This window comes from Streptomyces sp. NBC_01176 (assembly GCF_045039825.1).
GTDB lineage: Bacteria > Actinomycetota > Actinomycetes > Streptomycetales > Streptomycetaceae > Streptomyces.
On the sequence record NZ_CP108600.1, the window covers coordinates 1,904,913 to 1,931,519 of the forward strand.

Annotated in this window: 21 protein-coding genes and 2 pseudogenes; 7 read left to right on the top strand and 16 right to left on the bottom strand. The window is 71.9% G+C overall.

Translation table 11 applies throughout. The features are described 5' to 3' along the window. Positions 1-25: 25 nt before the first annotated feature. Genes OG199_RS07985 through OG199_RS08000 form a run of 4 tightly spaced genes read right to left on the bottom strand, consistent with a single transcriptional unit; the run spans position 26 to position 4,442 of the window. Positions 26-1,258 (bottom strand): glycosyl hydrolase, encoded by a 1,233-nt coding sequence (locus tag OG199_RS07985; RefSeq protein WP_405828777.1) that lies wholly within the window; start codon positions 1,256-1,258, stop codon positions 26-28. A 38-nt stretch (positions 1,259-1,296) separates the two neighbouring features. Beyond that, positions 1,297-2,208, bottom strand: coding sequence for a carbohydrate ABC transporter permease (locus tag OG199_RS07990; RefSeq protein WP_405828778.1), 912 nt, complete (start codon positions 2,206-2,208; stop codon positions 1,297-1,299). Further along, complete coding sequence (locus tag OG199_RS07995) at positions 2,205-3,143, bottom strand: carbohydrate ABC transporter permease (protein WP_401805305.1); 939 nt, start codon at positions 3,141-3,143, stop codon at positions 2,205-2,207. Before OG199_RS07995 ends, OG199_RS07990 begins: the two co-directional genes overlap by 4 nt. A gap of 6 nt (positions 3,144-3,149) precedes the next feature. Further along, positions 3,150-4,442, bottom strand: coding sequence for a sugar ABC transporter substrate-binding protein (locus OG199_RS08000; RefSeq protein WP_356798151.1), 1,293 nt, complete (start codon positions 4,440-4,442; stop codon positions 3,150-3,152). 221 nt (positions 4,443-4,663) lie between these two features. Here OG199_RS08000 and OG199_RS08005 point away from each other — a divergent pair, with 221 nt between their 5' ends. Further along, positions 4,664-5,710, top strand: a complete 1,047-nt coding sequence (locus OG199_RS08005) for a LacI family DNA-binding transcriptional regulator (RefSeq protein WP_356798149.1) — start codon at positions 4,664-4,666, stop codon at positions 5,708-5,710. Positions 5,711-5,892: 182 nt separating this feature from the next. On the opposite strand, the gene OG199_RS08010 is transcribed toward OG199_RS08005, so the two are convergent. Then, the gene (locus tag OG199_RS08010; RefSeq protein WP_405828782.1) at positions 5,893-8,241 is read right to left on the bottom strand and encodes an alpha-L-fucosidase; all 2,349 of its coding nucleotides are present in this window, start codon (positions 8,239-8,241) and stop codon (positions 5,893-5,895) included. A gap of 253 nt (positions 8,242-8,494) precedes the next feature. On the opposite strand from OG199_RS08010, the gene OG199_RS08015 reads away from it, so the two are divergent. Further along, positions 8,495-9,838, top strand: coding sequence for an amidase (locus OG199_RS08015; protein ID WP_405828784.1), 1,344 nt, complete (start codon positions 8,495-8,497; stop codon positions 9,836-9,838). 58 nt (positions 9,839-9,896) lie between these two features. On the opposite strand, the gene OG199_RS08020 is transcribed toward OG199_RS08015, so the two are convergent. Both OG199_RS08020 and OG199_RS08025 read right to left on the bottom strand, forming a co-directional pair. Continuing rightward, positions 9,897-10,379, bottom strand: coding sequence for a GNAT family N-acetyltransferase (locus tag OG199_RS08020; protein WP_405828786.1), 483 nt, complete (start codon positions 10,377-10,379; stop codon positions 9,897-9,899). Between the two features lie 60 nt (positions 10,380-10,439). Continuing rightward, on the bottom strand, positions 10,440-10,616 hold the full coding sequence (locus OG199_RS08025) for a hypothetical protein (RefSeq protein ID WP_266704520.1): 177 nt from the start codon (positions 10,614-10,616) through the stop codon (positions 10,440-10,442). Positions 10,617-11,106: 490 nt separating this feature from the next. Here OG199_RS08025 and OG199_RS08030 point away from each other — a divergent pair, with 490 nt between their 5' ends. From OG199_RS08030 to OG199_RS08040, 3 genes are all read left to right on the top strand, one after another. Next, positions 11,107-12,291, top strand: coding sequence for a permease (locus OG199_RS08030; RefSeq protein WP_405828788.1), 1,185 nt, complete (start codon positions 11,107-11,109; stop codon positions 12,289-12,291). 95 nt (positions 12,292-12,386) lie between these two features. Continuing rightward, a complete protein-coding gene (locus OG199_RS08035; RefSeq protein ID WP_405828790.1) occupies positions 12,387-12,842 on the top strand; it encodes a hypothetical protein in 456 nt (151 codons plus the stop codon). A 25-nt stretch (positions 12,843-12,867) separates the two neighbouring features. Further along, positions 12,868-13,674, top strand: coding sequence for an SDR family oxidoreductase (locus OG199_RS08040; RefSeq protein ID WP_405828792.1), 807 nt, complete (start codon positions 12,868-12,870; stop codon positions 13,672-13,674). A 239-nt stretch (positions 13,675-13,913) separates the two neighbouring features. Here OG199_RS08040 and OG199_RS08045 read toward each other — a convergent pair whose 3' ends face one another. The 5 genes from OG199_RS08045 to OG199_RS08065 form a co-directional block, all read right to left on the bottom strand. Continuing rightward, on the bottom strand, positions 13,914-15,437 hold the full coding sequence (locus tag OG199_RS08045) for an SDR family NAD(P)-dependent oxidoreductase (RefSeq protein ID WP_266704512.1): 1,524 nt from the start codon (positions 15,435-15,437) through the stop codon (positions 13,914-13,916). A gap of 114 nt (positions 15,438-15,551) precedes the next feature. Next, on the bottom strand, positions 15,552-16,883 hold the full coding sequence (locus OG199_RS08050; RefSeq protein ID WP_356806036.1) for a wax ester/triacylglycerol synthase family O-acyltransferase: 1,332 nt from the start codon (positions 16,881-16,883) through the stop codon (positions 15,552-15,554). 463 nt (positions 16,884-17,346) lie between these two features. Continuing rightward, the gene (glgC, locus tag OG199_RS08055; protein ID WP_401805296.1) at positions 17,347-18,606 is read right to left on the bottom strand and encodes a glucose-1-phosphate adenylyltransferase; all 1,260 of its coding nucleotides are present in this window, start codon (positions 18,604-18,606) and stop codon (positions 17,347-17,349) included. A gap of 80 nt (positions 18,607-18,686) precedes the next feature. Next, entirely contained in the window at positions 18,687-19,838 is a 1,152-nt protein-coding gene (gene glgA, locus OG199_RS08060) for a glycogen synthase (protein ID WP_356806038.1), read from the bottom strand. Between the two features lie 88 nt (positions 19,839-19,926). Next, a complete protein-coding gene (locus OG199_RS08065; protein WP_405828796.1) occupies positions 19,927-20,676 on the bottom strand; it encodes a (2Fe-2S)-binding protein in 750 nt (249 codons plus the stop codon). Positions 20,677-20,886: 210 nt separating this feature from the next. Here OG199_RS08065 and OG199_RS08070 point away from each other — a divergent pair, with 210 nt between their 5' ends. Continuing rightward, positions 20,887-22,086, top strand: a complete 1,200-nt coding sequence (locus tag OG199_RS08070) for a DMT family transporter (protein ID WP_405828798.1) — start codon at positions 20,887-20,889, stop codon at positions 22,084-22,086. Here the strand turns inward: OG199_RS08070 and OG199_RS08075 are convergent. After that, positions 22,076-22,813 (bottom strand): annotated as a pseudogene (locus OG199_RS08075) (peptidoglycan DD-metalloendopeptidase family protein); the annotation flags it as partial. The gene OG199_RS08070 and the pseudogene OG199_RS08075 overlap by 11 nt on opposite strands. 177 nt (positions 22,814-22,990) lie before the next feature. Next, a pseudogene (locus OG199_RS08080) lies at positions 22,991-23,281 on the bottom strand (transglycosylase family protein); the annotation flags it as partial. A 360-nt stretch (positions 23,282-23,641) separates the two neighbouring features. On the opposite strand from OG199_RS08080, the gene gndA reads away from it, so the two are divergent. Next, positions 23,642-25,081, top strand: a complete 1,440-nt coding sequence (gene gndA, locus OG199_RS08085) for an NADP-dependent phosphogluconate dehydrogenase (protein WP_405828799.1) — start codon at positions 23,642-23,644, stop codon at positions 25,079-25,081. A gap of 417 nt (positions 25,082-25,498) precedes the next feature. Here gndA and OG199_RS08090 read toward each other — a convergent pair whose 3' ends face one another. Next, the gene (locus tag OG199_RS08090; RefSeq protein WP_405834461.1) at positions 25,499-26,188 is read right to left on the bottom strand and encodes an aspartate/glutamate racemase family protein; all 690 of its coding nucleotides are present in this window, start codon (positions 26,186-26,188) and stop codon (positions 25,499-25,501) included. 53 nt (positions 26,189-26,241) lie between these two features. Continuing rightward, a complete protein-coding gene (locus OG199_RS08095; protein WP_405828801.1) occupies positions 26,242-26,586 on the bottom strand; it encodes a GNAT family N-acetyltransferase in 345 nt (114 codons plus the stop codon). Between the last annotated feature and the right edge of the window lie 21 nt (positions 26,587-26,607).

Sequence of the window (26,607 nt, forward strand, 5' to 3'; positions counted from 1 at the left end):
CGTCATGAGGACGGGTGGGGACGGGCTACTCGGTGACCTGATCGGGTGTGACTACTTCGGTGATGCCACGGGCCGCGAGGTGGTCCTTGTCGTCGGCGCGGCTCGCGAGCACGGTGGTGGGACGGGCGCCGTCGGCGGTCAGCCGGGCGAAGGCCTCGAAGACCGGGCCGCCGGGGGCGCAGACGGAGCGGCCCGGCGCGGTGTCGACGACGAGCGCGGTGGTGCGGGCGGACGGCTGGTGCGCCCGTCCCTCGCCGACGGTCCGGGCGAGGGTCCGCGCCGCGGGCTTGGGCTGCCGGTCGCTCGTCAACAGGCCGAGGCTGTATTCGAGTTCGGGGAAGTCGGCCAGGTCGCGGCTGACGTCGTGCGAGCACCACCAGGTGATGCCCCACAGGTCGGGGCAGTCGAGCGCGTTCGCGACGGTCGCCTCGGTGAAGGCGGCGGCGTGCTCGGCCGGGATCAGCGGGGCGGGCGCGCCGACCTCCTGGAGCCAGACCGGGCGGCCGGGGTCGTCGGCCCAGGCCTTGGAGAGCTCGACGAGGTAGGCGGCGTGGTGCTCGGTGGCGACGCCCCGGCGGCCGTGCCGCTGGGCCGTCCCGTTGAACACCCAGGAGTGGACGGCGGTGAGGGCGCCGAGCCGGGCCGAGTGCTCGGGGGTGAACGGCTGGTCGTCCTGGTACCAGGCCGCGTCGTACGAGGCGTGCAGATGCGGCTTGCCGGGAGCGCCCTCCTCGCAGGCCGCGAGCAGGCGGGTCAGCCACGCTCCGGCCTGCTCGGGCGTGATGCGGTCCGGGTCGGGATGCGGCCCGGCGGCGAACTGGTTGACCTCGTTGCCGATCGTCATGCCGATGAAGTTCGGCCGGTCGGCGAGGGCGGCGGCCAGGGTGCGCAGGTACTCGGCCTCCGCCTCGACCACCTCCGGATCGGTGAAGATGTTCCGCCGGTGCCAGGTCTGCGTCCACGCGGGCAGGAAGTCGAAGCTCGACAGGTGCCCTTGCAGTCCGTCCACGTTGACGTCGAGCCCGCGTTCGGCCGCGGCGTCGGCGAGTGCCACCAGTTGTTCGACGGCGCGTGGGCGGATCAGGGTGCGGTTGGGCTGGAAGTAGGGCCACAGCGGGAAGACCCGGATGTGGTCGAGGCCGAGCGCGGCGATCGAGTCGAGGTCGGCGCGTACGGAGTCGAGGTCGAAGTCGAGCCAGTGGTGGAACCACCCTTCGCTCGGGGTGTAGTTGACGCCGAAGCGCACGGCAGAGGACATGCGGGATCCTTGCGAATCGGAAGGACGGGCGTACGGGTTCAGCCCTTGACCGCGCCCTCGCCCACTCCGCGGAAGAAGTACCGCTGGAGACAGGCGAAGAGGGCGATCAGCGGTGCCACGGCGATGATCGTGCCCGCGGCGACGAGCCGTTCGTCGTTGGCGAACGTGCCGTGCAGGTAGTTGAGGCCGATGGTGAGGGTGAACTTGGAGGGATCGCTGAGCACGATGAGCGGCCACAGGAAGTCGTCCCAGGCGCCCATGAAGGCGAAGATGGCGACGACGGCGAGGGTGCCCCTGACCGACGGCAGCGCGATCCGCAGGAACCGCTGCCAGACGTTCGCCCCGTCGACGTAGGCCGCCTCTTCGATCTCGTAGGGGAGGTTGAGGAAGGCGTTGCGCATCAGCAGGACGTTCATCGCGCCGACGCAGCCGGGCAGGACCACACCGATGAGCGTGTTGTTCAGGCCGAGTTCGCGCATGGTGGTGAACTGGGCGATGATGATGCCCTCGACGGGGACCAGCATCGCGAGGATGAAGACGAGCGTCGCCACCCGTCGGCCGCGGTAGCGCAGCCGGGCCAGTGCGTAGCCGGCCAGGGCGGAACCGACGCAGTTCGTCACGACGTTGGCGCCCGCGACCTTGAGCGAGTTCACGGCGTAGTCCCAGACGGGGATGGTGTCGGCGACCCGCTGGTAGTTGTGCAGGGTCGGGTGGCCGGGCAGGAGGGCCGGCGGCGAGTCGAAGATGTCCTCGGTCGGGCCCTTGAGCGAGGTGGACAGCTGCCACAGGAACGGGCCGACGGTCAGGGCGAGGACGGCGAGCAGCAACAGGTAGCGCAGGGCGAGTTCCCAGACGCGGACACGGCGGCCGTGCTCGTCGGTGACGCGGGGGCGGGGGCGCCGCTCGGGCGTCGGTCGCTCCGCGGGCCGTACCTTCTCCAGCACGCTCACGCGTCCTCCTTCCGGTCGGCGCGCAGCACGAGCAGCATCAGCGCGACGGTGACGACGAAGACGACGACGGAGAGGGCGGAGGCGTAGCCCACCCGGCCGGTCAGTCCGGTGCCGGTGCGCTGGACCAGCATGACGAGGGTGGTGTCCTCGCCCGCCGGTCCGCCGTCCGGGCCCGCCATCAGGTACACCTCGGAGAACACCTTGAAGGCGGCGACCGAGGAGAGAGCGCCGACCAGCACCATGGTGGAGCGGACGGCGGGCACGGTGACGGTGAGGAAGCGGCGCACCGCTCCCGCGCCGTCGACCGACGCCGCCTCGTGCAGTTCGCGCGGCACGTTGGCGAGCGCGGCCAGGTAAATGATCATGTAGTAGCCGAGGCCCTTCCAGACCGTGACGGCCATGGCGCTCAGCAGGAGCAGCCACTGGTCGCTGAGGAAGCCGACCCTGCCGATGCCGACCGTCTCCAGCAGCGAGTTCACCAGGCCGCGTTCGTCCAGCAGCCACACCCAGATAAGGCCGACCACGACGATGGAGGCGACCACCGGGGTGTAGAAGGCCGACCGGAAGAAGGTGATGCCGGGGATGTTCTTCTGGACCAGCAGGGCGAGCAGCAACGGCAGCAGGACGAGTGCGGGGACGACCCCGACGACGTACAGCGCGCTGTTGCGCAGGCCGATCCAGAACATGTCGTCGTGCAGCAACTCCCGGAAGTTGGCGAGGCCCACGAACGTGCCGGGGATCAGGGTGCGGCGGTCGGTGAAGGAGTTGACCACCGTCGAGACGAACGGGTACAGGATGAAGACACCCGTGATCAGCAGGCCCGGTGCGGCGAACAGCCAGGGGCTGGACGGGAGCTGGCGTCGCACCCGGGTGGCCGCGCGGGGCGTCCGCGCGCCGCGCCGCACGTCACCGGAAACGGTCGAGGAACTCGCCATGGCGGATCAGCCCTGCTGCTGGAGGAGCCGGTCGCAGGCCTTGACAGCGTTGTCGAGGGCTGCCTTGGGGCTCTCCTTGCCCTGGAGCGCCTTGGCGACCTCGTTGCGCAGCGCGGTCTTCATCTGCTCGCTGAACAGGACCGGGGTGTAGTTGACCGCGTTCTTCAGGGACTTGGCGGCGGCGATCCGCACGCGCGTCTCGTCGGTCCCGTCCTCCTTGGTGAAGTACGGGTCGTCCAGCGAGCCGGCGGTGCTCGGGAAGATCGCGACCTTCTTGGCGAAGGACATCTGGTTCTGCGCGTCGGTGACGAAGTGGGCGAGGGCGACCGCGGCCGGGGTGTGCTTGGTGCGCGAGTTGACCATCACGCCCATGACGTACATGTTCACCTTGCCGGTGCTGGTGATCTGGTCCGTGATGCCGATGTTCTTGTACAGGTTCGGCGCCTGCTTCTTGAAGTTGCCGAGGTCGAGGGCGCTGCCGGGGTTCATGGCGACGGCGCCGGTGAGGAACTTCTTGCCGGACGACTCCGGGGTCGCGGTGAGCGCCTGCGGGTCGAGCGCCTTGGCGTCGTACAACTGCTTGTACTTGGTGAGGAGTTCGACACCCTTGGCGTCGTTGAACGCGAAGGCGGTGCCTTCCTTGTTCATCAGCTCGACGCCGTAGCGGCCGAAGTCCTCGATGGTGGGCACGTTGGCGAGCGTGGCCACCTTGCCGTGGGTCTTGTCCGCCAGCCGCAGCGCGTCGGAGAAGAGGTCGTCGTAGGTCGTCGGCGGCTTGGACGCGTCGAGTCCGGCCTCCTTGAACAGCGACTTGTTGTAGAAGAGCGGGCCGGTGTTGAGGTACCAGGGGAAGGCGTACGTCCCGGTCATGCCCGGCACCTGGTGACCGGCCCAGGCACCGTCCAGGTACTCCTTCTTGTACTGGGCGGCCGACTTGTCGAGGTCCAGCGCGAGGCCCGCCTTGGCCAGCGGGGCGACGAGGTCCGGGGAGACGTTCACGACGTCGGGCAGGGTGCCGCCGGCCGCGTCCGCGCTGATCTTGTCGGCGTAGCCCTCGGCGGGCTGGTCGACCCACTTCACATGGGTGTCCGGGTACTTCTTCTCGAAGTCCGCGATCACACCCTCGAAGTACTCCTTGAAGTTGGCCCTCAGGTTCCAGGTCTGGAAGGTGATGTCGCCCTCGACCTTGCCGGAGGCGTCCGTCGAACCACCACCGTCGTTCCCGGAGCCGCAGGCACTCAGCGGCAGGACGACGGCGACGGCGGCAGCGGCGGCGAGAACTCTGCGGGAGATGCGCACGGATGGGGCTCCTCTGCGGTGGGGGGCGAACGGTGCCGGGGCAGACCTTGCATGCAACTCGCGCGACTAGTCAATGGATTTGGCCCAGCTAAACTCTTTAGTGAAGAAACATGGCTGGTCAGAGACGTGTGACCAGCCTCTTGCAATCGATCACTAATGCGCTTTAGATTGCCTCAGCTCAAGCGCATTAGTACGCAGTCCCAGCAGAACGGGGAGTCAGGTTGCCAGCCAAGCGGTCTCCCGCGCGCCGGCCGACGATGAAGGACATCGCGCAGCGCGCCGGGGTCTCGGAGAGCGCGGTCTCCTTCGCTCTCAACGACCGGCCCGGGGTCTCCGAGATCACCCGCGACCGGGTGCGCCGGGTCGCCGAACAGCTGGGCTGGCGGCCGAGCACGGCGGCCCGCGCGCTGTCCGGCGAGGGCGCGGCCACGGTGGGGCTCGTCGTGGCCCGTCCCGCCGACACCCTGGGCGTGGACTCGTTCTTCCTGCAGCTGATCTCCGGCATCCAGGAGGTGCTGGCCGAGCGGCACCTCGGGCTGCTCTTCCAGGTCGTGGAGGACGTGGGCGACGAGTGCGCGGTCTACCGGCGCTGGTGGGCCGAGCACCGCGTGGACGGGGTCCTGGTCGTCGATCCGCGGACCGACGATCCGCGCCCCGACCTGCTGGAGGAGCTGGGCCTGCCCGCGGTGGTGATCGGCGGTGTGCCGGACACGGGGCACCCCGGGATGTCCACGGTCTGGGCGGACGACGCGGGCGCGATGGCCTCGGTGGTGGGCGAGCTGTACGCGCTCGGGCACCGCAGGATCGCGCACATCGCGGGCCTGCCGGGGCTCGCCCACACCGAGCGGCGCATCCGCACCCTGCGTGCGGAGGCGGAACGGCGGGGTCTGTCCGAGGTGCGGTCACTGACCACGGACTACTCGGACTCCGAGGGTGCCGCCGTCACCCGCCGGGTCCTGGAGAGCGGCGCACCGCCGACGGCGCTGGTCTACGACAACGACGTGATGGCCGTCGCCGGGGTCGCCACCGCGACGGAACTGGGCTTCCTGGTGCCGCGCGACGTGTCCGTCGTGGCCTGGGAGGATTCCGCGCTGTGCCGCATGGTCAGACCGTGGCTGTCCGCGCTCTCCCGCGACACCGTGGAGTTCGGGCGCACGGCCGCGCGGGAACTGACCGCGCTGCTGGACGGCGGCCCGGCGCGGACGGTCCAGGTGCCGGTGCCACGGCTGATCGAAAGGGAGAGCACGGGACCCGCGGCCGGCCTCTGACACAGGGCGGCCGGTCGGCCGGAGCCGGGAAGGGCTCGCCGGGCCGGTCGGCCGGGACCGGGAGACGTTCGCCGGGCCGGTCCCGGTCGACGACGGGTGAACCGCCGTCGACAAGGTGACCACCATCGCCGGGAGCCCGGCCAGGGAGGACCGCCGCCGCGCGGAACCCCGTGCCACGAAAGTCAGTTGCGCCACTCCACCTTGAACACCCAGACGTACTCGCCGGACCTGCGGGCCACCTCCGGCACGTCGATCACCAAAGCCCCTTTCCGCATCGTCCAGTTGAGCGGTCGGTCGTGACCGAGCAGGGTCACCCGGTCACCGCCGCGGACCGGCACCGGCGCTTCGACGGTGAGGGTGGCGCCGGGCGCGGTCAGCGAGTGGATGTAGAAGGCCTCGTTCTGCCGCACGGTGAACCGCAGGTCCTCACCGAGCTGCGCCATCCGCGACCAGTACGTGGTGTCGTAGATCGCCTCCCCGTTGACCTTCAGCCATCGGCCGGTCTCGCGCAGCCGGGTCTGCATGATCTCGGGGATGGTGCCGTCGGCGCGCGGCCCGATGTCGAGCAGGAGGTTGCCGTTCTTGGAGACGATGTCGACCAGGCTGCGGACCACCTCCTCGGCGGTCATGTAGGCGGCGTCGGGCGTGGCCCGGTTGTAGCCGTAGCTGAACGGGTCGAGGCCCCGGCTGGACTCCCACTTGGCGACGACGGTGTTCTCGTAGGTCGTGTACTCGGGGGTCGTGAAGTCGTGGAAGCCGATGCCCGAGCGGTTGTTGACGGTGACCTCGTAGGGCTTCGGCCGGTTCTTGCCGTGGTTGAAGTACTCGGCGAGCACCCGCGCGCTGTCGTTGGCGCCACCGATGTCGCACCAGATGACGGACGGGTCGTAGCCGTGGATCAGCTCCAGCATCTGCGCGGCCTGATAGTCCTTCACATAGTCCTTGCCGGCGGTGTATCCGGTGTACGGGACCGGTTCCTGGGTGTACGGATTGCGCGGGGCGTGGCCCGACCAGGGGTTGTCGGGGTTGAACCACTCGGGCATGGAGAAGTACAGGCCGCGGTGCAGTTCCGGGGTGAACCGCCGGGAGGCGTCGAAGAGTTCGCGCACCAGGTCGCGCTTGGGGCCCATTTTCACGGCGTTGCGGTCGGCGACCCGGGTGTCCCACAGGGCGAAGCCCTCGTGGTGCTTGGAGGTGAGGACGTGGTACTGGGCGCCGGCGTCCCGGAACAACTCCACCCAGGCGCGTGGATCGAACCGGTGGGCCGTGAACATCGGGATGAAGTCGTCGTAGGCGAAGTTCTCGCCGTACTTCTCCCGGTGATAGGCGTACACCGCGTTGTCCGGGTTCTGCAGGTTGTTCCAGTACCACTCGGCGTACTGTTCGCCCACCGGTGACCAGGCGGGCACCGAGTAGACGCCCCAGTGGATGAAGATGCCGAACTTGGCGCGGTGGAACCAGTACGGGGCCTGGTGGCCGGCGAGCGACTCCTCGGTGGGGAGGTAGTCGGGCACGCCGAGGGTCAGTGTGCGGCGGGCCGCGGCCGCCCGCCGGCCGCGGCCTTCGACGACCACCGTTCCCTCGTGCTCGGTGCCGGGTGCCGTGCCCACGCGGTTGCGGATGCCGACGCGGACCCGCGCCTGCTCGCCGGGGTCGAGGCGGGTCACGCGCGCGGGCTCGACGGTGCGGGCCCCGGGCACCTCGACGCCGACCGTCACCCGGTCGCCCGCGAGGACGGCGACCGTTCCCGCGTTGACGACGGTGGCCTCCACGCTCTGCGCGCCGGTCGACTCCAGCAGCGAGAAGGTGGCGTGCGCGTCCCGCAGGGCCAACGCCCTTCCCTGTGCGACCGGTTGGAGGGAGAGGGCGAAGACGTGCAGCGAGGTCTGGTTCTCCTCGGCAGGCCGGGTGGTCGGCAGGGTGAGGGCGACCGCCTCGCGCAGCGGGTCGATCCAGACCTCCGCCGTGCCGATCCCGACGCTGTGCTCGTCCTTGCCGCCGTCCGGCCGGTAGCGGTACGGGGCGGACAGCGAACCGCCCGTCGCGTACCAGTCCGTGCCGCCGAGTCCGGCGGTCGTCGTCGAACCGTCGGCGTAGTGCACGGTGGCCGTGCCGGAGGCGTCGCCGTAGCTGCCCGCCGTGAGGAAATGGGCCGAGAGGTAGTGGCCCCGGGGGAGGTCGACCCGCTGGCCGAGGGCGACGACGTTGTTCCCGGCGCCCGCGGCGGAGGACGGGAAGAGGAAGGCGATGCCGTCCACCTCGACCGGGCCCTCGGGGAGTTCCTCACCGGGGAAGGTGTAACCCGAGCCGTCGAAGTCGCCGCCGGGTGCGGCCGTGCGGGCGATGCCGTCGTTGTCGAAGTGGGCGTCGAGCGGTACGGGGAGCGGGGCGGGGACGGGAACCCACTGCGGCGCCGGCCCTTCGGCCGGTTCCGCGGCCCCCGCCCCGGTCGCCGCGGTGAGCGGAAGGGCCGCCGCGACGGCGACGGCCGCGGTGACTCCCAGAACCTGACGTCTTGGATACGTACTCATGAGCGGCTCCAATTCATCGGACGTCTGATGATGAGACGGGTTCCGACGGCTGTCAACGAGGCCTGAGGGCAGGAAAGTTGCCATAGTGGTCGGATGACCTGGTGCCGTGTACGGACCGCGGGACGGCCACCCGGTGAAATGTCCGGGAGAACCGGAGTGAATGTCCCAGCGCGCCAGCCCTCGACGCGGCACCCGCACCCCGGCACAGTGCTCCTCGTACTCATCAGTAATTCCCTGCCCCGGAGGAGCACCAGTGAGCAGTTGGGCCGGCCGGACCGCCACCGAGATCGCCGCAGCCGTCCGCGAGAAGCGGATCACCCCCCGCGAGGTGGTGGCCGAGCACCTCGCCCGGATCGAGCGGCTCGACGCCCGGATCGGCGCCTTCCGGCTCGTGCGGTCCGAGGCGGCTCTCGCGGAGGCCGACGCGCTGGCCGCCGACCCGGACCTGGCCGGGCTCCCCCTCGCGGGCGTGCCCGTGGCGGTGAAGGACAACCTGCCGGTGCGCGGCGAGTCCTGCCGGCAGGGCTCCGCCGCGACTCCGGACGTCGCCGCGGAGCAGGACCACGTCACGGTGGCGCGGCTGCGCGCGGCGGGCGCCGTGGTGGTGGGGCTGACGAACGTGCCCGAGCTCTGCGTCTTCGGCACCTCGGACAGCGTCTACGGCATCGCCCGCAACCCCTGGGACACCTCGCGCACGGCCGGCGGCTCCTCGGGCGGCAGCGCGGCCGCCGTCGCCGCCGGGATGGTGCCCCTCGCCCTGGGCAACGACGGGATGGGGTCGCTGCGCATCCCGGCGGCCAACTGCGGCCTGGTCGGCCTGAAGCCCGGCCACGGCACGGTCCCGGCCGGTATCGGCCACGGTGACTGGTTCGGCATGTCGGAGAACGGGCCGCTGGCGACCACCGTGGCGGACGCCCGGCTGATGCTGGCGGTCCTGGCGGACACCGAGGCGGTACGGCCCTCCGGGAACCTCGTCCGGAAGGTGGCGGTCTCCGTGCGCAGCCCCCTGGCCGGTGTGACCGTGGGCCGTCCGTACGCGGCCGCGGCCCGGGAGGCGGCCGCGCTGCTGGCCGGGGCGGGGCACCAGGTGCGGCCCTCCGACCCCCCGTACCCGCTCTGGCTGAGCACCGCCTCGCTCGCGCACTGGACGGCGGGGACCGCGGTGGACGCCGCGGACCTCGATCCGCGTCGGCTCACCCGCCGCACGCGTGTGCACGCCGCCGTGGGGCGTCGCTTCGTGGCCGGTGTGCGCACGGGTGAGCGGCGTGAGCAGTTGCGCACGCGTCTGACGCCGTTCTTCGAGGAGCACGACGTGCTGCTGACGCCCGCGCTGGCCCGGCGGGGTCCGGCCGCCGCGGCCTGGCACGAGCGGGGCTGGCTGCGCAACCTGCTGGCCAACACGAACTACTCTCCGCTGACTCCGCCCTGGAACCTGACCGGGTGGCCCGCGATGGCGGTGCCGTTCGGGACCCTGCCGGGCGGCGCCCCGTGCGCCGTGCAGCTGGTCGGGCGTCCCGGCTCCGAGCTGGAGCTGCTGGAGCTGGCGGGACAGTTGGAGGAGCTGCGTCCGTGGCGGCGGACGGCGCGGCTGGACTGAGGCCGGTCCGTCGCCCGCCCGGCGGGAAGGGGCGGACACGACGGCGAGGATCCGCCCTTCAGAGCGCGCGGTACATGATGTGCAGTCCGACCCGCCCGTGCCGGGGGTGCTCGTAGGCGTCCGGCACGGTGGCCAGGACGGTGAAACCGAGTGAGGTCCACAGCGTGACGGCGGGGTTGGTCTCCACGACGGCGTTGAAGACCATGCCGCGGTAGCCGTCGGCCCTGGCGGTGGTGAGGACGTGCTCGGCGAGCGCGCGGCCGATGCCGCGTCCCGCGTGGTCGGGGTCGACCATGAAGCCGGCGTTGGCGATGCGGTCGGCGGGGCCGCCGTAGTTCGGGGTGACGTAGGCCGAGCCGACGACCGTGCCGGTGGCGTCCTCGGCGACGTACACGCGCTTGCCCGGCGCCATCCACAGGGCCCGGGCCGCGTCGGCCGGGGTGCCGGGGTCCCAGGTGTAGGTCTCGCCCGCGGCGACGATGCGGTGCCAGAAAGGCCAGATCCGCGGCCAGTCGTCGGCCACGGCTTCTCTGATCAGCATGGGCGTGAGTCTGACACGCCCATGCCGTCAGGTGTCGCGAGGGGTTTCGCGCCGGGTCGGTCAGTCGACGCTGGGCAGGATGTGGGGCTCGGCGAGGTCGTCCTCGTAACCCGCGAGGCGAATCGGCGCGGACCTGGCCCACACGTCGAGGCTTCCCAGCTTCTTCTCGGGCCGTCGGCCCATACGCTCCGTGCGTTCCTTGGGGCGCTGATCGATATTCGTCTTCTCCGGTGTCACCGCGCACTCCTTATGTGTCGGGTCACCCTCGGGACGTGCAGGGGCCAGTCTGTTTCCGGCCGCCTGACGCCCGCTCGGGTCTGAGTCGAAGGCAGTTAGGGACGCGGTGGCGCCGGTAACTCGTGCGAGAGCAGGCCGTGGTGACCGGCTGTCCCGGGACGGACCATGGGTGTGGGTGGGACCCCTTCAGGCTGTCCGTCGGTACAGGGTAACCAAATGAGCGGATGGCCGCTCTATGGGGCTGAAAACAAGAGGTAACCGTCTCGCGTCGATCGGTGCCCGCCGAGCGCTGATCTGCGTCTATTTGGGGATGTATCCCCCGTTCGCACCACCCGTTCGGCGTAGCGGTCGCACCCACGGCCACCCCGGACCGAATCCGCCGCTCCGCGCCCCGCCCCCGCAGACCCGCCGGAACACCATGCCTTTCATACCCCCAGGGGGTACAGTCGCGCGGGCACCCGGAAGTCGCCCCAGGGAGAGAGCGGAGCCCATGCACGCGATCCTGCACGCACTGTCCATCGCCGGGTCGATGACCTGGGAGATCACCTGGGCACTGATCCTGGGATTCGGCCTGTCCGCCGTGGTCCAGGCCGTGGTGCGGCGCGCCACGGTCGCGCGGCTGCTCGGTGACGACCGGCCGCGGACGCTCGTCCTGGCCGCCGGGCTCGGCGCGGCGTCCTCGTCCTGCTCGTACGCGGCCGTGGCGCTCGCGCGCTCCCTGTTCCGCAAGGGCGCGAACTTCACCGCGGCGATGGCGTTCGAGATCGCCTCCACCAATCTCGTGGTCGAACTCGGTGTGATCCTGGCCCTGTTGATGGGCTGGCAGTTCACCGTCGCCGAGTTCGTCGGCGGCCCGGTCATGATCGTGGTGCTCGCCGTGCTCTTCCGGATGTTCCTGCGCGAGCGGCTGCTGCGGCAGGCCCGGGACCAGGCGGACCGGGGGCTCGCCGGGTCCATGGAGGGTCACGCGGCGATGGACATGTCGGTGCGGGGCGAGGGCTCGTTCGGACACCGGCTCTTCTCCCGCGCGGGCTTCACCTCGGTCGCACACGTGTTCGTCATGGAGTGGGCGGCGATCCTGCGCGACCTGGTGGGCGGGCTGCTGATCGCGGGCGCCATCGCCGCCTGGGTGCCCGACTCCTTCTGGCGCTCCTTCTTCCTGGACGGACATCCCCTCGCGGCGAAGGTGGTCGGACCCCTGATCGGGCCGCTCGTGGCGATCGCCTCCTTCGTGTGCTCGATCGGGAACGTGCCGCTGGCCGTCGTGCTGTGGAAGGGCGGCATCAGCTTCGGGGGCGTGGTCGCGTTCGTCTTCGCCGACCTGCTGATCCTGCCGATCCTGAACATCTACCGGAAGTACTACGGCCTGCGGATGGCGGGCTTCCTGCTGGTCACCTTCTACGGAGCCATGGTGGTCGCCGGGTACGTCGTGGAGATCCTCTTCAGCGGCCTCGGGCTCGTCCCCGACCAGGCCGACGCCCGGATTCCCATGGAGGGCGTCACCTGGGACTACACGACCTGGCTCAACATCGTCTTCCTCGCGCTCGCGGCGGCGCTGGTGTGGCGCTTCCTGCGCACCGGCGGCCCGATGATGCTGCGGACGATGGGCGGGTCACCGGAGACGGCGGAGCACCCGGAGCACGGAGGTCATGACCACCCGCACGGCCGGCACTGAACACGGCGCGCAGTTCAGGTCCCGTTGGCCGGTTCGCAAGCCGGCCATGTTGTGCTGGCGCCCGGCAACGGCTTTTCTCGCGGAAGGACCGAAGCATGGAGCTGCGCAGCGTCGAGGAGCTGATGGACCTGCTGCACGCCTGCCGGGGCACCCCGCAGACCCCGGCCGACAGTGGTGGCCCGGTCGATGTGCACGACCACGCGCTGCAGACCGCCGCCCTGCTGCGCCGCAGCCACCCCGCCGACAAGGAACTCCAGGTGGCGGGTCTGGTCCACGGCATCGGCCGGCTGCTGCGCCCCGGCGACGCCGCCGCGCACGCCGGGCCGGCGCCGGACCTGGTGGAGCCGCTGCTCGGCGACCGCGTCTCCCGGCTGGGACGCCTCCACTCCGGCGGCCGGCTGGACCCCTGCGACGCCGACGACGCGCTGAGCCTGCGCCAGGCCTGCGACGCGGGACGGGTCGCCGGACTCCACGCCGGGGTGCTGGAGGACTGGCGCACGGTGGTGGAGCTGGTGGCGGCGCAGCACTCCCGGCTGGGGGCTGTCGACTGACGGACCGTCATGAGACGGTACGCGGATGACGTCACCGTACGGACTGCGGGGCCGGGCCGCCATCGTGACCGGAGCCTCGCGCGGGATCGGGCTGGCCGTCGCCGAGGAGCTCTCCCGGGCGGGGGCACGGGTGTGCGTGACCGCCCGGGACGCGGACGCGGTGGACCGCGCGGCCGAGCGGCTCGGCGGGGTCGCACTCGCCGGTTCGGTCGCCGATCCGGCGCATCTGAGAGCCGTGACCGACCTGGCGCTGCGCGAGTTCGGGCGCATCGACCTCGTGGTGAACAACGCGGCGACCAACCAGCCGTACGGCCCGCTCATGGACGTCGACCCGGACGGCTGGCGCACGGCGTTCACCGTCAACGTCGAGGCCGCGCTGCGGTTGGCGCAGCACGCCTGGCACGGCTGGATGGGCGAGCACGGCGGAGCGATCGTGAACGTGTGCACGGAGGGCGCGGACCACGTGGGACCGCACGTGGGCGCGTACGGCACCAGCAAGGCGGCCCTGCTGCACCTCACCCGGCAGCTCGCCGGCGAATTGGCCCCGAGGGTGCGGGTCAACTCCGTCTCGCCCGGTCTCGTCCGCACCGAGATGGCCCGCTTCGTCTGGGAGGACGCCGAGGACGAACTCGGCGCCGGGCTCCCGCTGGGCCGTATCGGCCGGCCCGAGGACGTCGCGCGGGCGGTGGTGTGGCTGGCCTCCGACGCCGCCGAGTGGATCACCGGCGCCGACCTGCTGGTCGACGGAGGGACTCGGGTCCGGGCGGCGCACGGCGCCGGCCAGGCCCTGCACGACCGTCTGCGCACCCGCGCACCCGACGGCGGACGGTGAGACCGCGCGTCGGCGGCGACGGTCGGGACAGCGCGGCGGCCCGGCACCGGTGTCAGGCCGCCGCCTCGCCGCGCACCGCGCCGCCCCGGACTCCGTCTCCGTAGTGGCTCCGCGTCCCGGAGGTCCGCCGGTCCGAAGGCGGCGGAGGTGACGGTCGAGGCCTTCGGCGCCTCCGGCGTGCACGGCCCGGGGAGACCCTCACCCGGCGCCCGCGCGCACCCGCCCGTGCACGGGCGGGACTACCACTTGCCGGGCGCGTAGTCCTTCATGAAGACGCCGTAGAGGTCCTCGCCCTGCTCGCCGCGCACGATCGGGTCGTACACACGGGCCGCGCCGTCGACGAGGTCGAGCGGGGCGTGGAAGCCCGCGTCGGCGAGGCGCATCTTGTCGGGGTGCGGGCGCTCGTCGGTGATCCAGCCGGTGTCGACGGCGGTCATCAGGATGCGGTCCTTCTCGAACATCTCCTGGGCGCTGGTGCGCGTGAGCATGTTCAGGGCGGCCTTGGCCATGTTGGTGTGCGGGTGGCCGGCGCCCTTGTAGCCGCGGCTGAAGACGCCCTCCATCGCGGAGACGTTCACGATGTACGTCCGCTCGGCCCGCGCGGCCGCCATCGCCGCGCGCAGGCGGCTGATGAGGATGAACGGCGCGGTGGAGTTGCAGAGCTGGACCTCGAGCAGCTCGACCGGCGTGACCTCCTCGACGGCCTGGATCCAGCTGTTGGTGTCGTGCAGGTCGGGCACGAGGCCGCCGGCGTCGATGGCCGTACCGGCCGCGATCCGCTCCAACGAGGCGGATCCGGACACCAGCGCAAGGTCCGTGACGTCCTGGGCGGTCAGCGCGCCGCCGCCGGGGACCGGGAGCGCGGCCACCGCGCCGGAACCGAAGGTGCCGATGACCTCGGCGGGCGGCAGCTCGCCGGCGGGCAGCGGGCCGGACTCGGCGGCGAGCAGCTCGCCGTAGGCCTGGGGCGAGCGGCGTACGGTCTGGGCGGCGTTGTTGATCAGGATGTCGAGCGGACCCGCGGCGGCGACGGAGTCGGCGAGCGCGACGACCTGGGCCGGGTCGCGCAGGTCGATCCCGACGATCTTCAGCCGGCCGATCCACTCGTCGCTGTCGGGCATGGCCTTGAAGCGGCGGATCGCGTCGTTCGGGAAGCGTGTGGTGATGGTGGTGTGGGCGCCGTCGCGCAGCAGCCGCAGCGCGATGTACATGCCGATCTTGGCGCGGCCGCCGGTGAGCAGCGCGCGCTTGCCGGTGAGGTCGGTGCGGGCGTCGCGCCGGGCGCGGTTCTCGGCCGCGCAGTTCTGGCAGAGCTGGTGGTAGAAGTAGTCGACCTCGACGTACCGCGTCTTGCAGATGTAGCAGGAGCGCGGGCGCTGGAGTATCCCCGCGATCTCGCCGGCCTCGGTGACGGACGAGGGCAGGATGCCCTCGGTCTCGTCGTCGATGCGCTGGGCGGAGCCGGTGGCGGTGGACTCGGTGACGGCCTTGTCGTGGGCGGTCTTGGCGGCCCTGCGGTCCTGGCGGCGGCGCTGCTTCACCGTGCGGTAGATGCCCGCGGTGGCACGGCGCACGGCGATGGCGTCGGGGTGGTCGACGTCGATCCTGTCGAGCTCGTCGAGCACGCTGAGGCAGACGGCCAGCCGCTCCGGGTCGATGCCGGGCCCGTACGCCTCCGCTGCCGCGTCGACGGCGGAAGCCGCCCGGTCGTCCTCTGCCGTGTCCACGGCGAGAGCCGCCTGGCCGTCCTCTGTCACCGTCATCGCCGTTGCCGCTTCCTGGGTTTTCGCGCCGCGCTCGAACCGCGCTCGCTTTCGAAGGCGGAATTTTACGGAGCAAGGGGGCAAGGCGCCAAACCCGCGGTGATCACCGGCCTCTCAGGGGCCGGTGGCGATGATCAACGTCTCCACCTCCTCGGTCAGCGCGCGGGCCAGCCGGTGCAGGTCCGGTACGGCCTCCGCGTCGGCGACGAGCCCGTAGTGGACCCGCCCGCGGAACGTCGAGACCGCCACCGCCAGTGCCTGGCCGCGGGCCAGTGGCGCGAGCGGATAGACCTCGGCGAGCGGGCAGCCCCCGAGCTTCAGTCCGAGGCTGGGCAGCGGCACGCTGGTGACGAGGATGTCGAAGAGCAGCCGGGCCGCCTGGCCGACGACGGGGCCGCCGAGACGATGGCCGAGCGGCGGCACGTGGTCGGCGAGCAGCGCCACGGCGCCCGCTCCCCGGTTGGGGCCCGCGTCCTTGTTGCGGTCCATGGCCGTACGCACCGCGCGCAGCCGGCCGACCGGGTCCGGGTCGTCCACCGGAAGCCGTATCAGGTAGCCGGAGAGCCGGTTGCCCTGTGGGTGTGCGGTGCGCGGACGGCGCCTGGAGACGGGGATCAGGGCGCGGGGCGCCACGCCCTCGCTGCCGTCGCCGCGTTCGTCGAGCCAGGTGCGCAGGGCGCCCGCGACGACGGCGATCAGGACGTCGTTGACGGTGCCGCCGACGCTCTTGCGGACGCGGTGCACGTCGTCCAGGTCGAGGGACACGCCCGCGATGCGGCGGGTGCCGGTGGGCCGCGAGGTCAGCGCGGGTGAGGAGCGGACACCGAGGGTGGCGCGGGCGACGGAGGTGCCGATGTCCAGGGCGCGGCCCACGTCGGAGAGGGTGCCGCGGACGAGTCCCGGCAGCTTGCGGACGTCCGGGAAGAGCCCCCGTGGCGGCTCCGCGGGCCGCGGGCGGGGTTCCGGCATGTCCACCGGGTCCATGAGGGCGGCGGCGAGCATCAGCGCCCGCAGCCCGTCGGCCAGGGCGTGGTGGAACTTGAAGAACACGGCGAACGAGGTGCCGTCCTCGCCGGGCAGGACGTGCGCCTCCCAGGGCGGCCGGCCGCGCATCAGCGGGCGCTCCATGAGCCGTCCCGCCGCCGTGTGGAAGTCCGTGGTCGGCGCGTGCAGCCGGACGTGGTCGAGCGGGTCGAAGTGGGGCGCGGGCTCCCGGGTCGCGCTTCCGAAGGTCGGCGGATAGACGAGAGGCTGCCAGACGTCGCGGATCCGCATGCGCAGTCCGGGAACCCCGGCCGCGCGGGCGGCGAGCAGGTCGGCGGCGTGCGCGCCCGCGGTGGGCGAATGCGCCGTGAAGACACCGAGGGCACCGAGGTGCATCGGGTGCTGGTCGGACTCGATGTTCCAGAACGCCAGGTCGAGTGGTGCGAGGAGATCGGAAGTCAAGGGCTTGCTCTCGCGTCGACGACGGTTGAGCAAGCAGTCAAACCCCGAGAGGCGATTACGGTCAAGTACGATCAAGCTACGCACAGTTAACAGCAGATTAAGCCCGGCCGCTGAAAGAGGGGTCGGACACAAGGGACGCTTGAGCTCAGTTCGGACCCGGGCGCCCCGCGGAGCCCTCAGAAGCCCAGCCGGACGGCTCAGCGCCGAGAGTGAACGCGTCGCACGGAGACCGCGCCCAGGACCGCGCCCAGGGGCGGGGACCGGATCCGTACGGCCATGCGAAGCGTCCGCCGCGCACGGCCGTACGGGGCATCAAAACCGTACGGCCGTACGAGAATCCGCCGGATTTCCGGACGGCCCGCGCACCTCGTCCGGCCGGGCCCGGCCGGACGGACGTCGGAGCGGGCGGACGTCGGAGCGCGCGGACGTCGGAGCGCGCGGACGTCGGAGCGCGCGGCCCCGTCTACGACACGAGCCGGCCCTTCCCGAGCGCGATCACCCCGCTCCTGGAGACGGTGTAGAGCTCCGCGTCCCGCTCGGGGTTGACGCCGATCGTCGCGCCCGGGGGCACCTCGACGTTCTTGTCCAGGACGGCGCCGCGCACCACCGCGCCACGCCCTATGCGGACGTTGTCGTGCAGGACCGAGCCCTGGACGACGGCGCCCGGGTCGACCAGGACACCCGGCGAGAGCACCGACCGCGACACCTGCCCCCGGATCAGACAGCCCGCGCTGACGATCGACTCGCTCGCGATGCCCCCGGCGCTGAATCTCGCCGGCGAGAGCTGCCCGGAGTGCGTGTAGATGGGCCACCTGCGGTTGTAGAGGTTGAAGGCGGGGCGCTCGGCGATCAGGTCCATGTGGGCGTCGTAGTAGGCGTCGAGCGTCCCGACGTCGCGCCAGTACCCCTGGTCCCGGGTCGTCTCCCCCGGCACGTGGTTCTCGCTGAAGTCGTAGAGCTGCGCCTCGCCGCGGTCGGTGAGCATGGGCAGGATGGACCCGCCCATGTCGTGCACCGAGTGCTCGTCCTCGGCATCCCGCTGGAGCGCCTCCACCAGCGCCTTGGTGGTGAAGATGTAGTTGCCCATCGAGGCGAAGACGCAGCCGGGGTCGTCGGGCAGTCCCGGCGGGTCGGCGGGCTTCTCCAGGAAGCCCCGCACGGTCTGGCCGTCGGAGCCGGGGGTGATGACACCGAACGAGGAGGACTCGGTGCGCGGCACCCGTATCCCCGCCACGGTCACGCCCGCGCCGCTCTCGATGTGCTGGGCGAGCATCTGCCGGGGGTCCATGCGGTAGACGTGGTCGGCGCCGAACACCGCGATGTAGTCGGGCCGTTCGTCGTACACGAGGTTGAGGGACTGCAGGATCGCGTCCGCGCTGCCCAGGTACCAGCGCGGGCCGAGCCGCTGCTGGGCGGGGACCGGCGTGACGTAGTTGCCGAGCAGGCTCGACATCCGCCAGGTCGTGGTCACATGCCGGTCCAGCGAGTGCGACTTGTACTGCGTCAGGACGCAGATGCGCAGGATGTCCGCGTTGACGAGATTGGAGAGCACGAAGTCCACGAGGCGGTAGGTACCGCCGAAGGTGACCGCGGGTTTCGCGCGGTCCGCGGTGAGGGGCATCAGACGCTTGCCCTCTCCCCCCGCGAGTACGATTCCCAGTACGGAAGGCCCCTCCCCCAGGTCCCGGCTCCACTCGCCCAGGGGGTATCCCGTTCGCCGCATGCCGCCGCCCCTCTACGCCCGCTCGGGCCGCGCCCGGTTGCCGGACAGGGCCCTGTTGCCGAAGTACGCCTCTCCGATGGTTACCCCGCTTTGAGGACTTCCTCGTACAACTGGACGGTCCTTCGGGCCACCGCGTCCCAGCCGAACTCCCGTACCGCGCGCTCCTGTCCGGCCTCGCCCATCCGCCGGGCGGCCAGGGGATCGGCGAGAACCGAGTCGAGGGCACGCGCCAGAGCGGCCTCGAAGTCCTCGTCGACCGTCACCAGCACGCCCGTCACCCCGTCCTCGACGACCTCGGGGATGCCGCCGACCCGGGACGCGACCACCGCCGTTCCGCAGGCCATCGCCTCCAGGTTGACGATGCCGAGCGGCTCGTAGACCGAGGGGCAGACGAACACCGCAGCGTGGGTGAGGAGTTGGATGACATCCGGGCGCGGCAGCATCTGCGGGATCCAGTGCACCCCTTCGCGGACGCCGCTCAGTTCCTGGAACAGGTCACGGAACTCCTGGCCGATCTCCGGGGTGTCGGGGGCGCCCGCGCACAGCACCACCTGCACGGCCGGGTCGATGTCCCGTACCGCGCGCAGGAGTTGGGGCACGCCCTTCTGCCGCGTGATACGGCCGACGAACAGCACGTAGGGGCGGCCCGTGTCGACGCCGACGCGGTCGAGGACGTCCGTGCCGTGATCCGGCCGGTAGAGGGAGGTGTCGATGCCGTTGTGCACGACCCGCACCTTCGCCGGGTCCAGGGCCGGATAGCAGGTCAGGATGTCCTCGCGCATGGCACCGGAGACGGCGATGACGGCGTCGGCGGACTCGATGGCGGTGCGCTCGGCCCAGCTGGAGAGGGCGTAACCGCCGCCGAGCTGCTCGGCCTTCCAGGGGCGCAGCGGCTCCAGGGAGTGGGCGGTCATCACGTGCGGGATGCCGTACAGCAGCTTGCCGAAGTGGCCGGCGAGGTTGGCGTACCAGGTGTGCGAGTGGACGAGTTCACGGCCTTCGAGGGCGGCGGCGATGGCGAGGTCCACCGAGAAGGTGCGCAGGGCGTCGTTGGCGCCGTCGAGCGAGGGCCAGGGCCGGTGGCGCACGACGCCGCCCGCCGCGCCCTCGCCCCAGCAGTGCACGTCCAGCTCCGTGAGCGCACGCAACTCCCGGGCGAGGAATTCGACATGGACGCCCGCGCCGCCGTACACGTCCGGCGGATACTCCCGGGTCAGCAGTCCCACTCGCACACAGAACCCCCCGTCGTCCGGTCGGTGTCCCTCATGGTCACCCACAAGGAGCGCTCGGGGAAGACCACGGCCCTCAGGAACGGGGCGATCACCGGCGGCCGGGGGTCCGGTCCGGCGGGCGGTCGAAGCAGCAGTCGCCGCACAGACCGCCGCCGGGCAGGCGGTAGTAGAGGCAGCAGCTGCGGCGGCGGAGCGTGCGGGGGGCGAGGGCGCCGGCCGGGCCCGGCTCGCGGAGGAGGCCGACGGCGAGGGTGCGGGCCCGGTCGGCCACGTCCGTACGGTCATGGGTCCGGGCCCAGCGGTCCAGCTGGCGCCAGGCGCCCGCCAGGGCCGAGGCCGCGTTTCCCCGCAGCAGGCCCGGCGAGACGCGGTACCGGGACCTGAGGGCGGTCTCCAGCGGGCCGAGATGGCCCTCGCGTACGACCGTCCCGATCGCGCTCGCGGGCAGGGCGCGCACCTCGGAGAGCCACAGGTCGTCCGGAGCGCTGCCGTCCGGGTCCCAGCGCAGCAGCTCCGGATCGAGGTCGGGCAGGTGCCCGTAGAGCGCGGCGGCGCCCAGCGCGACGGACCAGAGGCGGGCCGCCAGCGCCTGCTGTGCCACCGACACCGCGACACGGGTCTCCGGGGTCCGCAGACTGTCCGAGACCTTCCGGACACGGAAAATTACCGGATCTCCGTAAACCTCTCCGGAGTGATCGACTTCTCGTGCCTCGTACGCGCGCGCGAGGGTCGGCAGCGGGCCGCGCGGCGGCACGCCGGTCCGTAGTACGAAAAAACCGCCGAGCGCGTCGAGCGCCGCGAGATCGGGGTCGAGGTCCACGAAAACCAGTAGTACCAAGCCCCCTAGGGGATTCCACCGGCGGGCCTCCCCCTCGTGTCGCCCACCCAGGGGAGGACACGGCGCGTGTCGTACTCCATCGGCAGTAGTACTCATTGCCTGCTCAGGTACGACGACGCGGAGGGCCGAACGAGGGATCGTAGTCAGTATGAAGGCCGATCGTTCGTCACGCCGGGCACCGCGCCCACGCCGCACGCAGAGGAGGGACTCATGAGCGCGCTCGCGCTGTCCGTCCTGCTCTCGTTCGTCTCCGCCGTTGCGTACGCGGGCGGCGCGATCGTACAGGAGCAGGTCGCGCTGACCTCTCCCGACCAGACGTACGCCCCGCTGCGCCGTCCCGGCTGGTGGGCGGCCGTCGCCCTGACCGGCCTCGGTGGCGTGCTGCACGTGGTGGCGCTCGCCTACGGGCCGCTGAGCCTGGTGCAGCCGCTGGGCGCGCTGACGATCGTGTTCGCCCTGCCCATGGCGGCGCTCTTCGTCGGCCGCAGGGCCGGGGCGACCGCCTGGCGCGGCGCGATCATGGCCACGGTGGGTCTCGCGGTCCTGCTGGCGCTGGTCGGCTCCGCGGACGCGCAGTCCCTGAGCACCGCCCAGCGCACGGTGCTGGCCGTGGTGGCCGGCGGCGCGGTGGTGGCGTTCATGGTCGCGGGCCGCGCCGCGCACCGGCACCCGGCCGTGCGCAGTGTGCTGCTCGCGGTGGGGTCGGGCACGGCCTTCAGCATGTCCTCGGTGTTCACCAAGACGGTCGCGGTCGACTGGGAGCACCACGTCTCGCTCTCCGACCTGCCGAGCCTCGCGCTCATCGGTGTCTTCGCGACGGCCGGGATGCTGCTGTCGCAGGCCGCCTACCGCGGCGGCGGCCTCGCCGCGCCGCTGGCCACGCTGACGGTCGTGAACCCCGTCGTCGCCGCCGCCGTCGGTATCACGATGTTCGGTGAGACGTTCCGCTACGGCGAGACGGGCACCGTGCTCGCACTGGCCTGCGGGATCGTCGCGGCGGGCGGTCTGATCCTCCTCACGACGGAGCAGATCGGCAGCACCGGGCGCCCCGCGGTGGACGCCCCGGCCGAGCACACGGAGCCCGGAGCCGGACCGGACGACACGGCCGCCGCCGGCGCCGCGACGCCGAACCCCGTCGAGGAGCTGCTCCTGCTCGCCGTCCTTCCCGACCAACCCGTCCCTCAGGCCCGCTCGGGCGGCGTCGGGCTCCCCGAGAACGGGACCGCCGCGGGGCACGCCGAGAACGCCCTCGTACCCCGTGTACCGGCGTCGGTGGCGGCGTCGTCCCCGGAGAGCGCGTCGCCACAGGACGCACCGCCCGGGGAAGTGGCTTGTTTCGGCCCCCTGTACGGGCCGTACATACCGACGACGCCGCTCCCGAAGTCCCAGCGCACCCGCGTCAGATCCTGACGCCGCCCGCCCGCAGATAGGCCAGCGGGTCGACGTCGGTACCGAAGCCGGGCCCGGTCCGCACCTCGAAGTGCAGATGCGGGCCCGTGCTGTTGCCCGTGGACCCGGAGCGGCCGATGCGCTGCCCCTCCCCCACGCTCTGGCCGTCCTTCACGGAGATCGCCGAGAGGTGGCCGTACTGCGTGTAGCGGCCGTCGGCGTGCCGGATGACCACCTGGTAGCCGAACGAACCACCCCAGCCCGCGCTGACGACATGGCCCGCGGCGACCGCCTTCACCGAGGTCCCGGTGGGCACCGGGAAGTCGACGCCCGTGTGGTAGCCCTTCGACCAGGACGCGCCGGCGGCGTGGTACTGCGTCCCCGTCGCGGCGTTCACGGGGGCGACCAGCGTGTGTCTCTTGGTGGAGCGGTCCGGGGCGGCCTTGTGCGGGGCGGCCTTGTGCGGGGTGCTTCTGTCCGCGGTGCGCTTGTCCGCCGCGGACTCCTTCGCCGGCGCACTCCGCGCGGGCGCGGACGTCTGCGCCCTGCCGTGCAGGTCCAGGCGCTGGCCGGGGAGGATCAGGTCGGGGTCGGAGCCGACGGTCGCGCGGTTCGCGTCGTACAGCCGCTGCCATCCGCCCTCGACGTGCCGGGAGCCGGCGATGCCGGAGAGCGTGTCGCCGTGGACGACGGTGTACATCTCGGCCGTGCCCGCGTGCGACTGGGGCGTGGTCTGCGGCTTCACGTCCCGGACCGAACGCTTGACCGCCTGCGGCGAGGTGCCCGCGGTGGCCGTCCGCGGGGAGCCGCCCGACGGATCGACGGCGGGGGCGCCGCCGCCGCGCGTGAGACCCGCGCGCACCGAGCAGACCGGCCAGGCTCCGGGACCCTGGCCCTTCAGCACCTTCTCGGCGATGGCGATCTGCTGGTCCTTGGTGGCCTGGTCCGCGCGGTGGGCGTAGACCTTGCCGCCGTACGCCTCCCAGGTGGACTGGTTGAACTGCAGCCCCCCGTAGTAGCCGTTGCCCGTGTTGATGCTCCAGTTGTCGCCGGACTCGCAGGCGGCGACCTTGTTCCAGGTGTCCACGTCGGCCGCGTGCGCCACGCCGGTGGCGATCAGCGGGAGAGCCATTCCGGCACCGCCCGCCGTGACGGTGAGTGAGGCGCGGTTGATCCTGTTCGGCTGATACCGGCGGTGCCGGCCGCGTACGGCCATGTGGGAGCCCCCTCGACATGCGTCAGGAGCGGCAAAAGTAAACGCTGCGAACAGGCCAGGACAAGGCGGCAATCGGCCGTGCTGCGTCCGGGGGTTGGCCGGGTGGCCGAAGGGGCGCGGCCGCCCTCCGATCCGGGAGCGCCACTCGCGGCAGAGCGGCGTGCGCGGCGATCGGAAACGCCGGGTGATATCTCTCGTGTGGAGATCACCCTCGCCTCACCGCGTCGACGGCTGAGGTACCGGGGGGTCGTTCTGCGTACACATCCTCGACGCGTCAGGATGGCCAGAGGCAATACTGACGAGCACGACCGGCACTACCGAATACAGGACCTCTTACAGGACCTTTTAGGAGCCAACCGTATGAGCACTTCAGCCCAGATCGGCGTCACGGGTCTCGCGGTCATGGGGCGCAACCTCGCCCGCAACTTCGCACGCAACGGCTACACGGTCGCCGTGCACAACCGCACCGTGGCCAAGACGAACGCGCTGGTGGAGGAGTTCGGTCACGAGGGCACCTTCGTGGCCGCGGAGACGGCGAAGGAGTTCGTGGCGGCGCTGGAGCGGCCGCGGCGCCTGGTGATCATGGTGAAGGCCGGTGAGCCGACCGACGCGGTGATCCAGGAGTTCGCCCCGCTCCTGGAGCCCGGCGACATGATCATCGACGGTGGGAACGCGCACTTCGCGGACACCCGTCGCCGGGAACGCGAACTGCGCGGACAGGGCATCCACTTCGTCGGCACCGGTGTCTCCGGTGGCGAGGAGGGCGCGCTGAACGGGCCGAGCATCATGCCCGGCGGCTCGCCGGAGTCGTACGAGTCGCTCGGTCCCATGCTGGAGAAGATCTCCGCGAAGGCCGAGGACGGCGCCCCGTGCGTGACGCACGTCGGCCCCGACGGCGCCGGACACTTCGTGAAGATGGTCCACAACGGCATCGAGTACGCCGACATGCAGCTGATCGGTGAGGCCTACCAGCTGCTGCGCGACGTCGCCGGGTACTCCCCCGCGCAGATCGCCGACATCTTCCGCACCTGGAACACCGGCCGGCTCGACTCCTACCTGATCGAGATCACGGCGGAGGTCCTGTCGCACGTGGACGCCGCGACGGGCAAGCCGTTCGTGGATGTGGTCGAGGACCGCGCCGAGCAGAAGGGCACGGGCCGCTGGACCGTGCAGATCGCGCTCGACCTGGGCGTTCCGGTCTCCGGTATCGCGGAGGCGGTCTTCGCGCGCTCGCTGTCCGGGCACGCCGACCTGCGGGCGGCCTCGCGCGGCCTCGCGGGCCCCACGGCCAAGCAGCTCGACGAGGTCGACGCGGCGGCCTTCGCCGACCGGGTGGAGCAGGCGCTGTACGCCTCGAAGATCGTGTCGTACACGCAGGGCTTCCACGAGATCACCGCGGGCAGCGACGAGTACGACTGGAACATCGACCTCGGCGCGATCGCCTCGATCTGGCGCGGCGGCTGCATCATCCGGGCGGCGTTCCTCGACCGTATCCGCGCCGCGTACGACGCCCGCCCGGACCTGCCGAGCCTGCTGTCCGACAACACGTTCGCGCAGGAGATCGCGGCGGCGCAGGACGACTGGCGCGAGGTGGTGGTGGCCGCCACCCGCCAGGGCGTACCGACGCCCGGATTCTCCGCGGCCCTCGCCTACTACGACGCGCTGCGCGCCGAGCGGCTGCCCGCCGCGCTGACCCAGGGGCAGCGCGACTTCTTCGGGGCGCACACCTACCGGCGTACGGACCGGGAGGGCTCGTTCCACACGCTGTGGGGTGACGACCGGTCGGAGGTCGAGGCGTAGGCATCCCCGTACCACCGAGGCCGTCACACCCCCGGGCGCGGGGGTGTGACGGCCTCGTCATGCGGATCGCCGGGTGTCCCGGCCCGTCGGATCACCGATCGCCGGGCTGTTACGAGAGAGGTCCCGGTTGGGGCACCGGCTCGGGTCCCGGCGGAGGCGGAACGGGGGACGGCGGCGGGGTGGGTTCCGGGGTGGGACGGGGGCCCGGGTCCGGCGTCGGGTCGGGGAAGGGGTTCGGGTCCGGGAAGGGCTGCGGTTGGTCGGGCCCCGGCCCGGGGGTGGGACCCGGCTTCACCGGTTCGGGGTGCGGATGCGTCATCGTGTCCTCCAGCCAGTCGGTACGTGCCAGTCGGTACGTCCCTGTCGGTACGTCGGCTCTGGACTTGTCCCACGCGTACCCGGCACCCGCGCGCCCACTCACCCCGTCGCGCGAGGGATACGGACCGGGTGGGTCCGCGTACGGACCGGATGGGTCCGTGCGAGGCGGGCCGCGGCCGCCCCGGCCGCGAGCCCCGGACGGGGACTCGACAGCACCGGAACCGCGGCCGTGGTCAGCCGCTGGGCCGGGGCCATGGACGCCTGGGCGAGGACGATCACGTCGGCGCCGGTGACCGCGTCCGCGGCCGCCGCGACCGCGGCGGCGAAACCGTCCCGGTCGCCCGCCTCGAAGCGGGCCCACGCGCCGTCGGCCAGCAGAGTACTGACCGTCACGCGTCGGCCCGCCGCGCGGGCCTCGTCCTCGACGAGGGCGACCGTCGGCGCCAGGGTGCTCTCCAGCGCCGCCACCACCGCGACACGCGGGCCGACGGCCACCGCGGCGGCTGCCATCGGGCGGTCCACCCGCAGCACGGGCACACCGGCGTCCGCCCGCTCGGCGATCCCGCCGATGGTCGAGCACGTGCACAGCACGGCGCCGGCCCCGTCCGCGACGGCCCGGCCGAGCGCCGCCCGCACCTCGCCCGCGACCGCGGCGGGGCCCTCGATCCGGGCCCGGGCCAACAGCACCTCGTCCACGGTGTGCCGCAGTTCCAGGTCCGGATGGTCCTCGTCGCGCAGCGCGTCGAACACGGGGACGTGCACGGGCGAGGTGTGCAGCAGGGCGAGCACGGGGCCCGCGGCCGGCATCCGAGGCGCCAGGTGCGCCGGAGGCACCGGAGGCATCAGAAGCGTCCGGGGTGCGCCTTGAGCCACTCCAGCGCCGCTTCCAGCAGCTCCGGGTCGGCCGCCGGAGCCTCCTCGGGGTGACGTGCCGCCCACTTCACGACGTACGGGCACAGCGGCGCGACCACGATGCCCTCGCGTGCGGCGATGGTGTACAGCTCACGGGCGAGGGAGCCGGCGATGCCCTTCCCCTCGTGCGCGGGTTCCACGATGGTGTGCACCGGGACGAGGGCACGCGCGGGGGCTTCGAGGACGAAGTACTCGATGTGACCCACCACCTCGTCCCCGGCGAGGGCCTCCAGACGGCCGGCCGGCCGGTCGTCGCGGATCACGATGTCGCTCACGGGTACTCCTCGAGTCCTTGG

Coding starts and splice junctions, on each gene's coding strand:
- OG199_RS07985 (WP_405828777.1), bottom strand. CDS start 1,258: ATGTCCTCTGCCGTGCGCTTCGGCGTCAACTACACCCCGAGCGAAGGG.
- OG199_RS07995 (WP_401805305.1), bottom strand. CDS start 3,143: ATGGCGAGTTCCTCGACCGTTTCCGGTGACGTGCGGCGCGGCGCGCGG.
- OG199_RS08010 (WP_405828782.1), bottom strand. CDS start 8,241: ATGAGTACGTATCCAAGACGTCAGGTTCTGGGAGTCACCGCGGCCGTC.
- OG199_RS08020 (WP_405828786.1), bottom strand. CDS start 10,379: ATGCTGATCAGAGAAGCCGTGGCCGACGACTGGCCGCGGATCTGGCCT.
- OG199_RS08030 (WP_405828788.1), top strand. CDS start 11,107: ATGCACGCGATCCTGCACGCACTGTCCATCGCCGGGTCGATGACCTGG.
- OG199_RS08035 (WP_405828790.1), top strand. CDS start 12,387: ATGGAGCTGCGCAGCGTCGAGGAGCTGATGGACCTGCTGCACGCCTGC.
- OG199_RS08040 (WP_405828792.1), top strand. CDS start 12,868: ATGACGTCACCGTACGGACTGCGGGGCCGGGCCGCCATCGTGACCGGA.
- OG199_RS08045 (WP_266704512.1), bottom strand. CDS start 15,437: ATGACGGTGACAGAGGACGGCCAGGCGGCTCTCGCCGTGGACACGGCA.
- glgC (WP_401805296.1), bottom strand. CDS start 18,606: ATGCGGCGAACGGGATACCCCCTGGGCGAGTGGAGCCGGGACCTGGGG.
- OG199_RS08070 (WP_405828798.1), top strand. CDS start 20,887: ATGAGCGCGCTCGCGCTGTCCGTCCTGCTCTCGTTCGTCTCCGCCGTT.
- gndA (WP_405828799.1), top strand. CDS start 23,642: ATGAGCACTTCAGCCCAGATCGGCGTCACGGGTCTCGCGGTCATGGGG.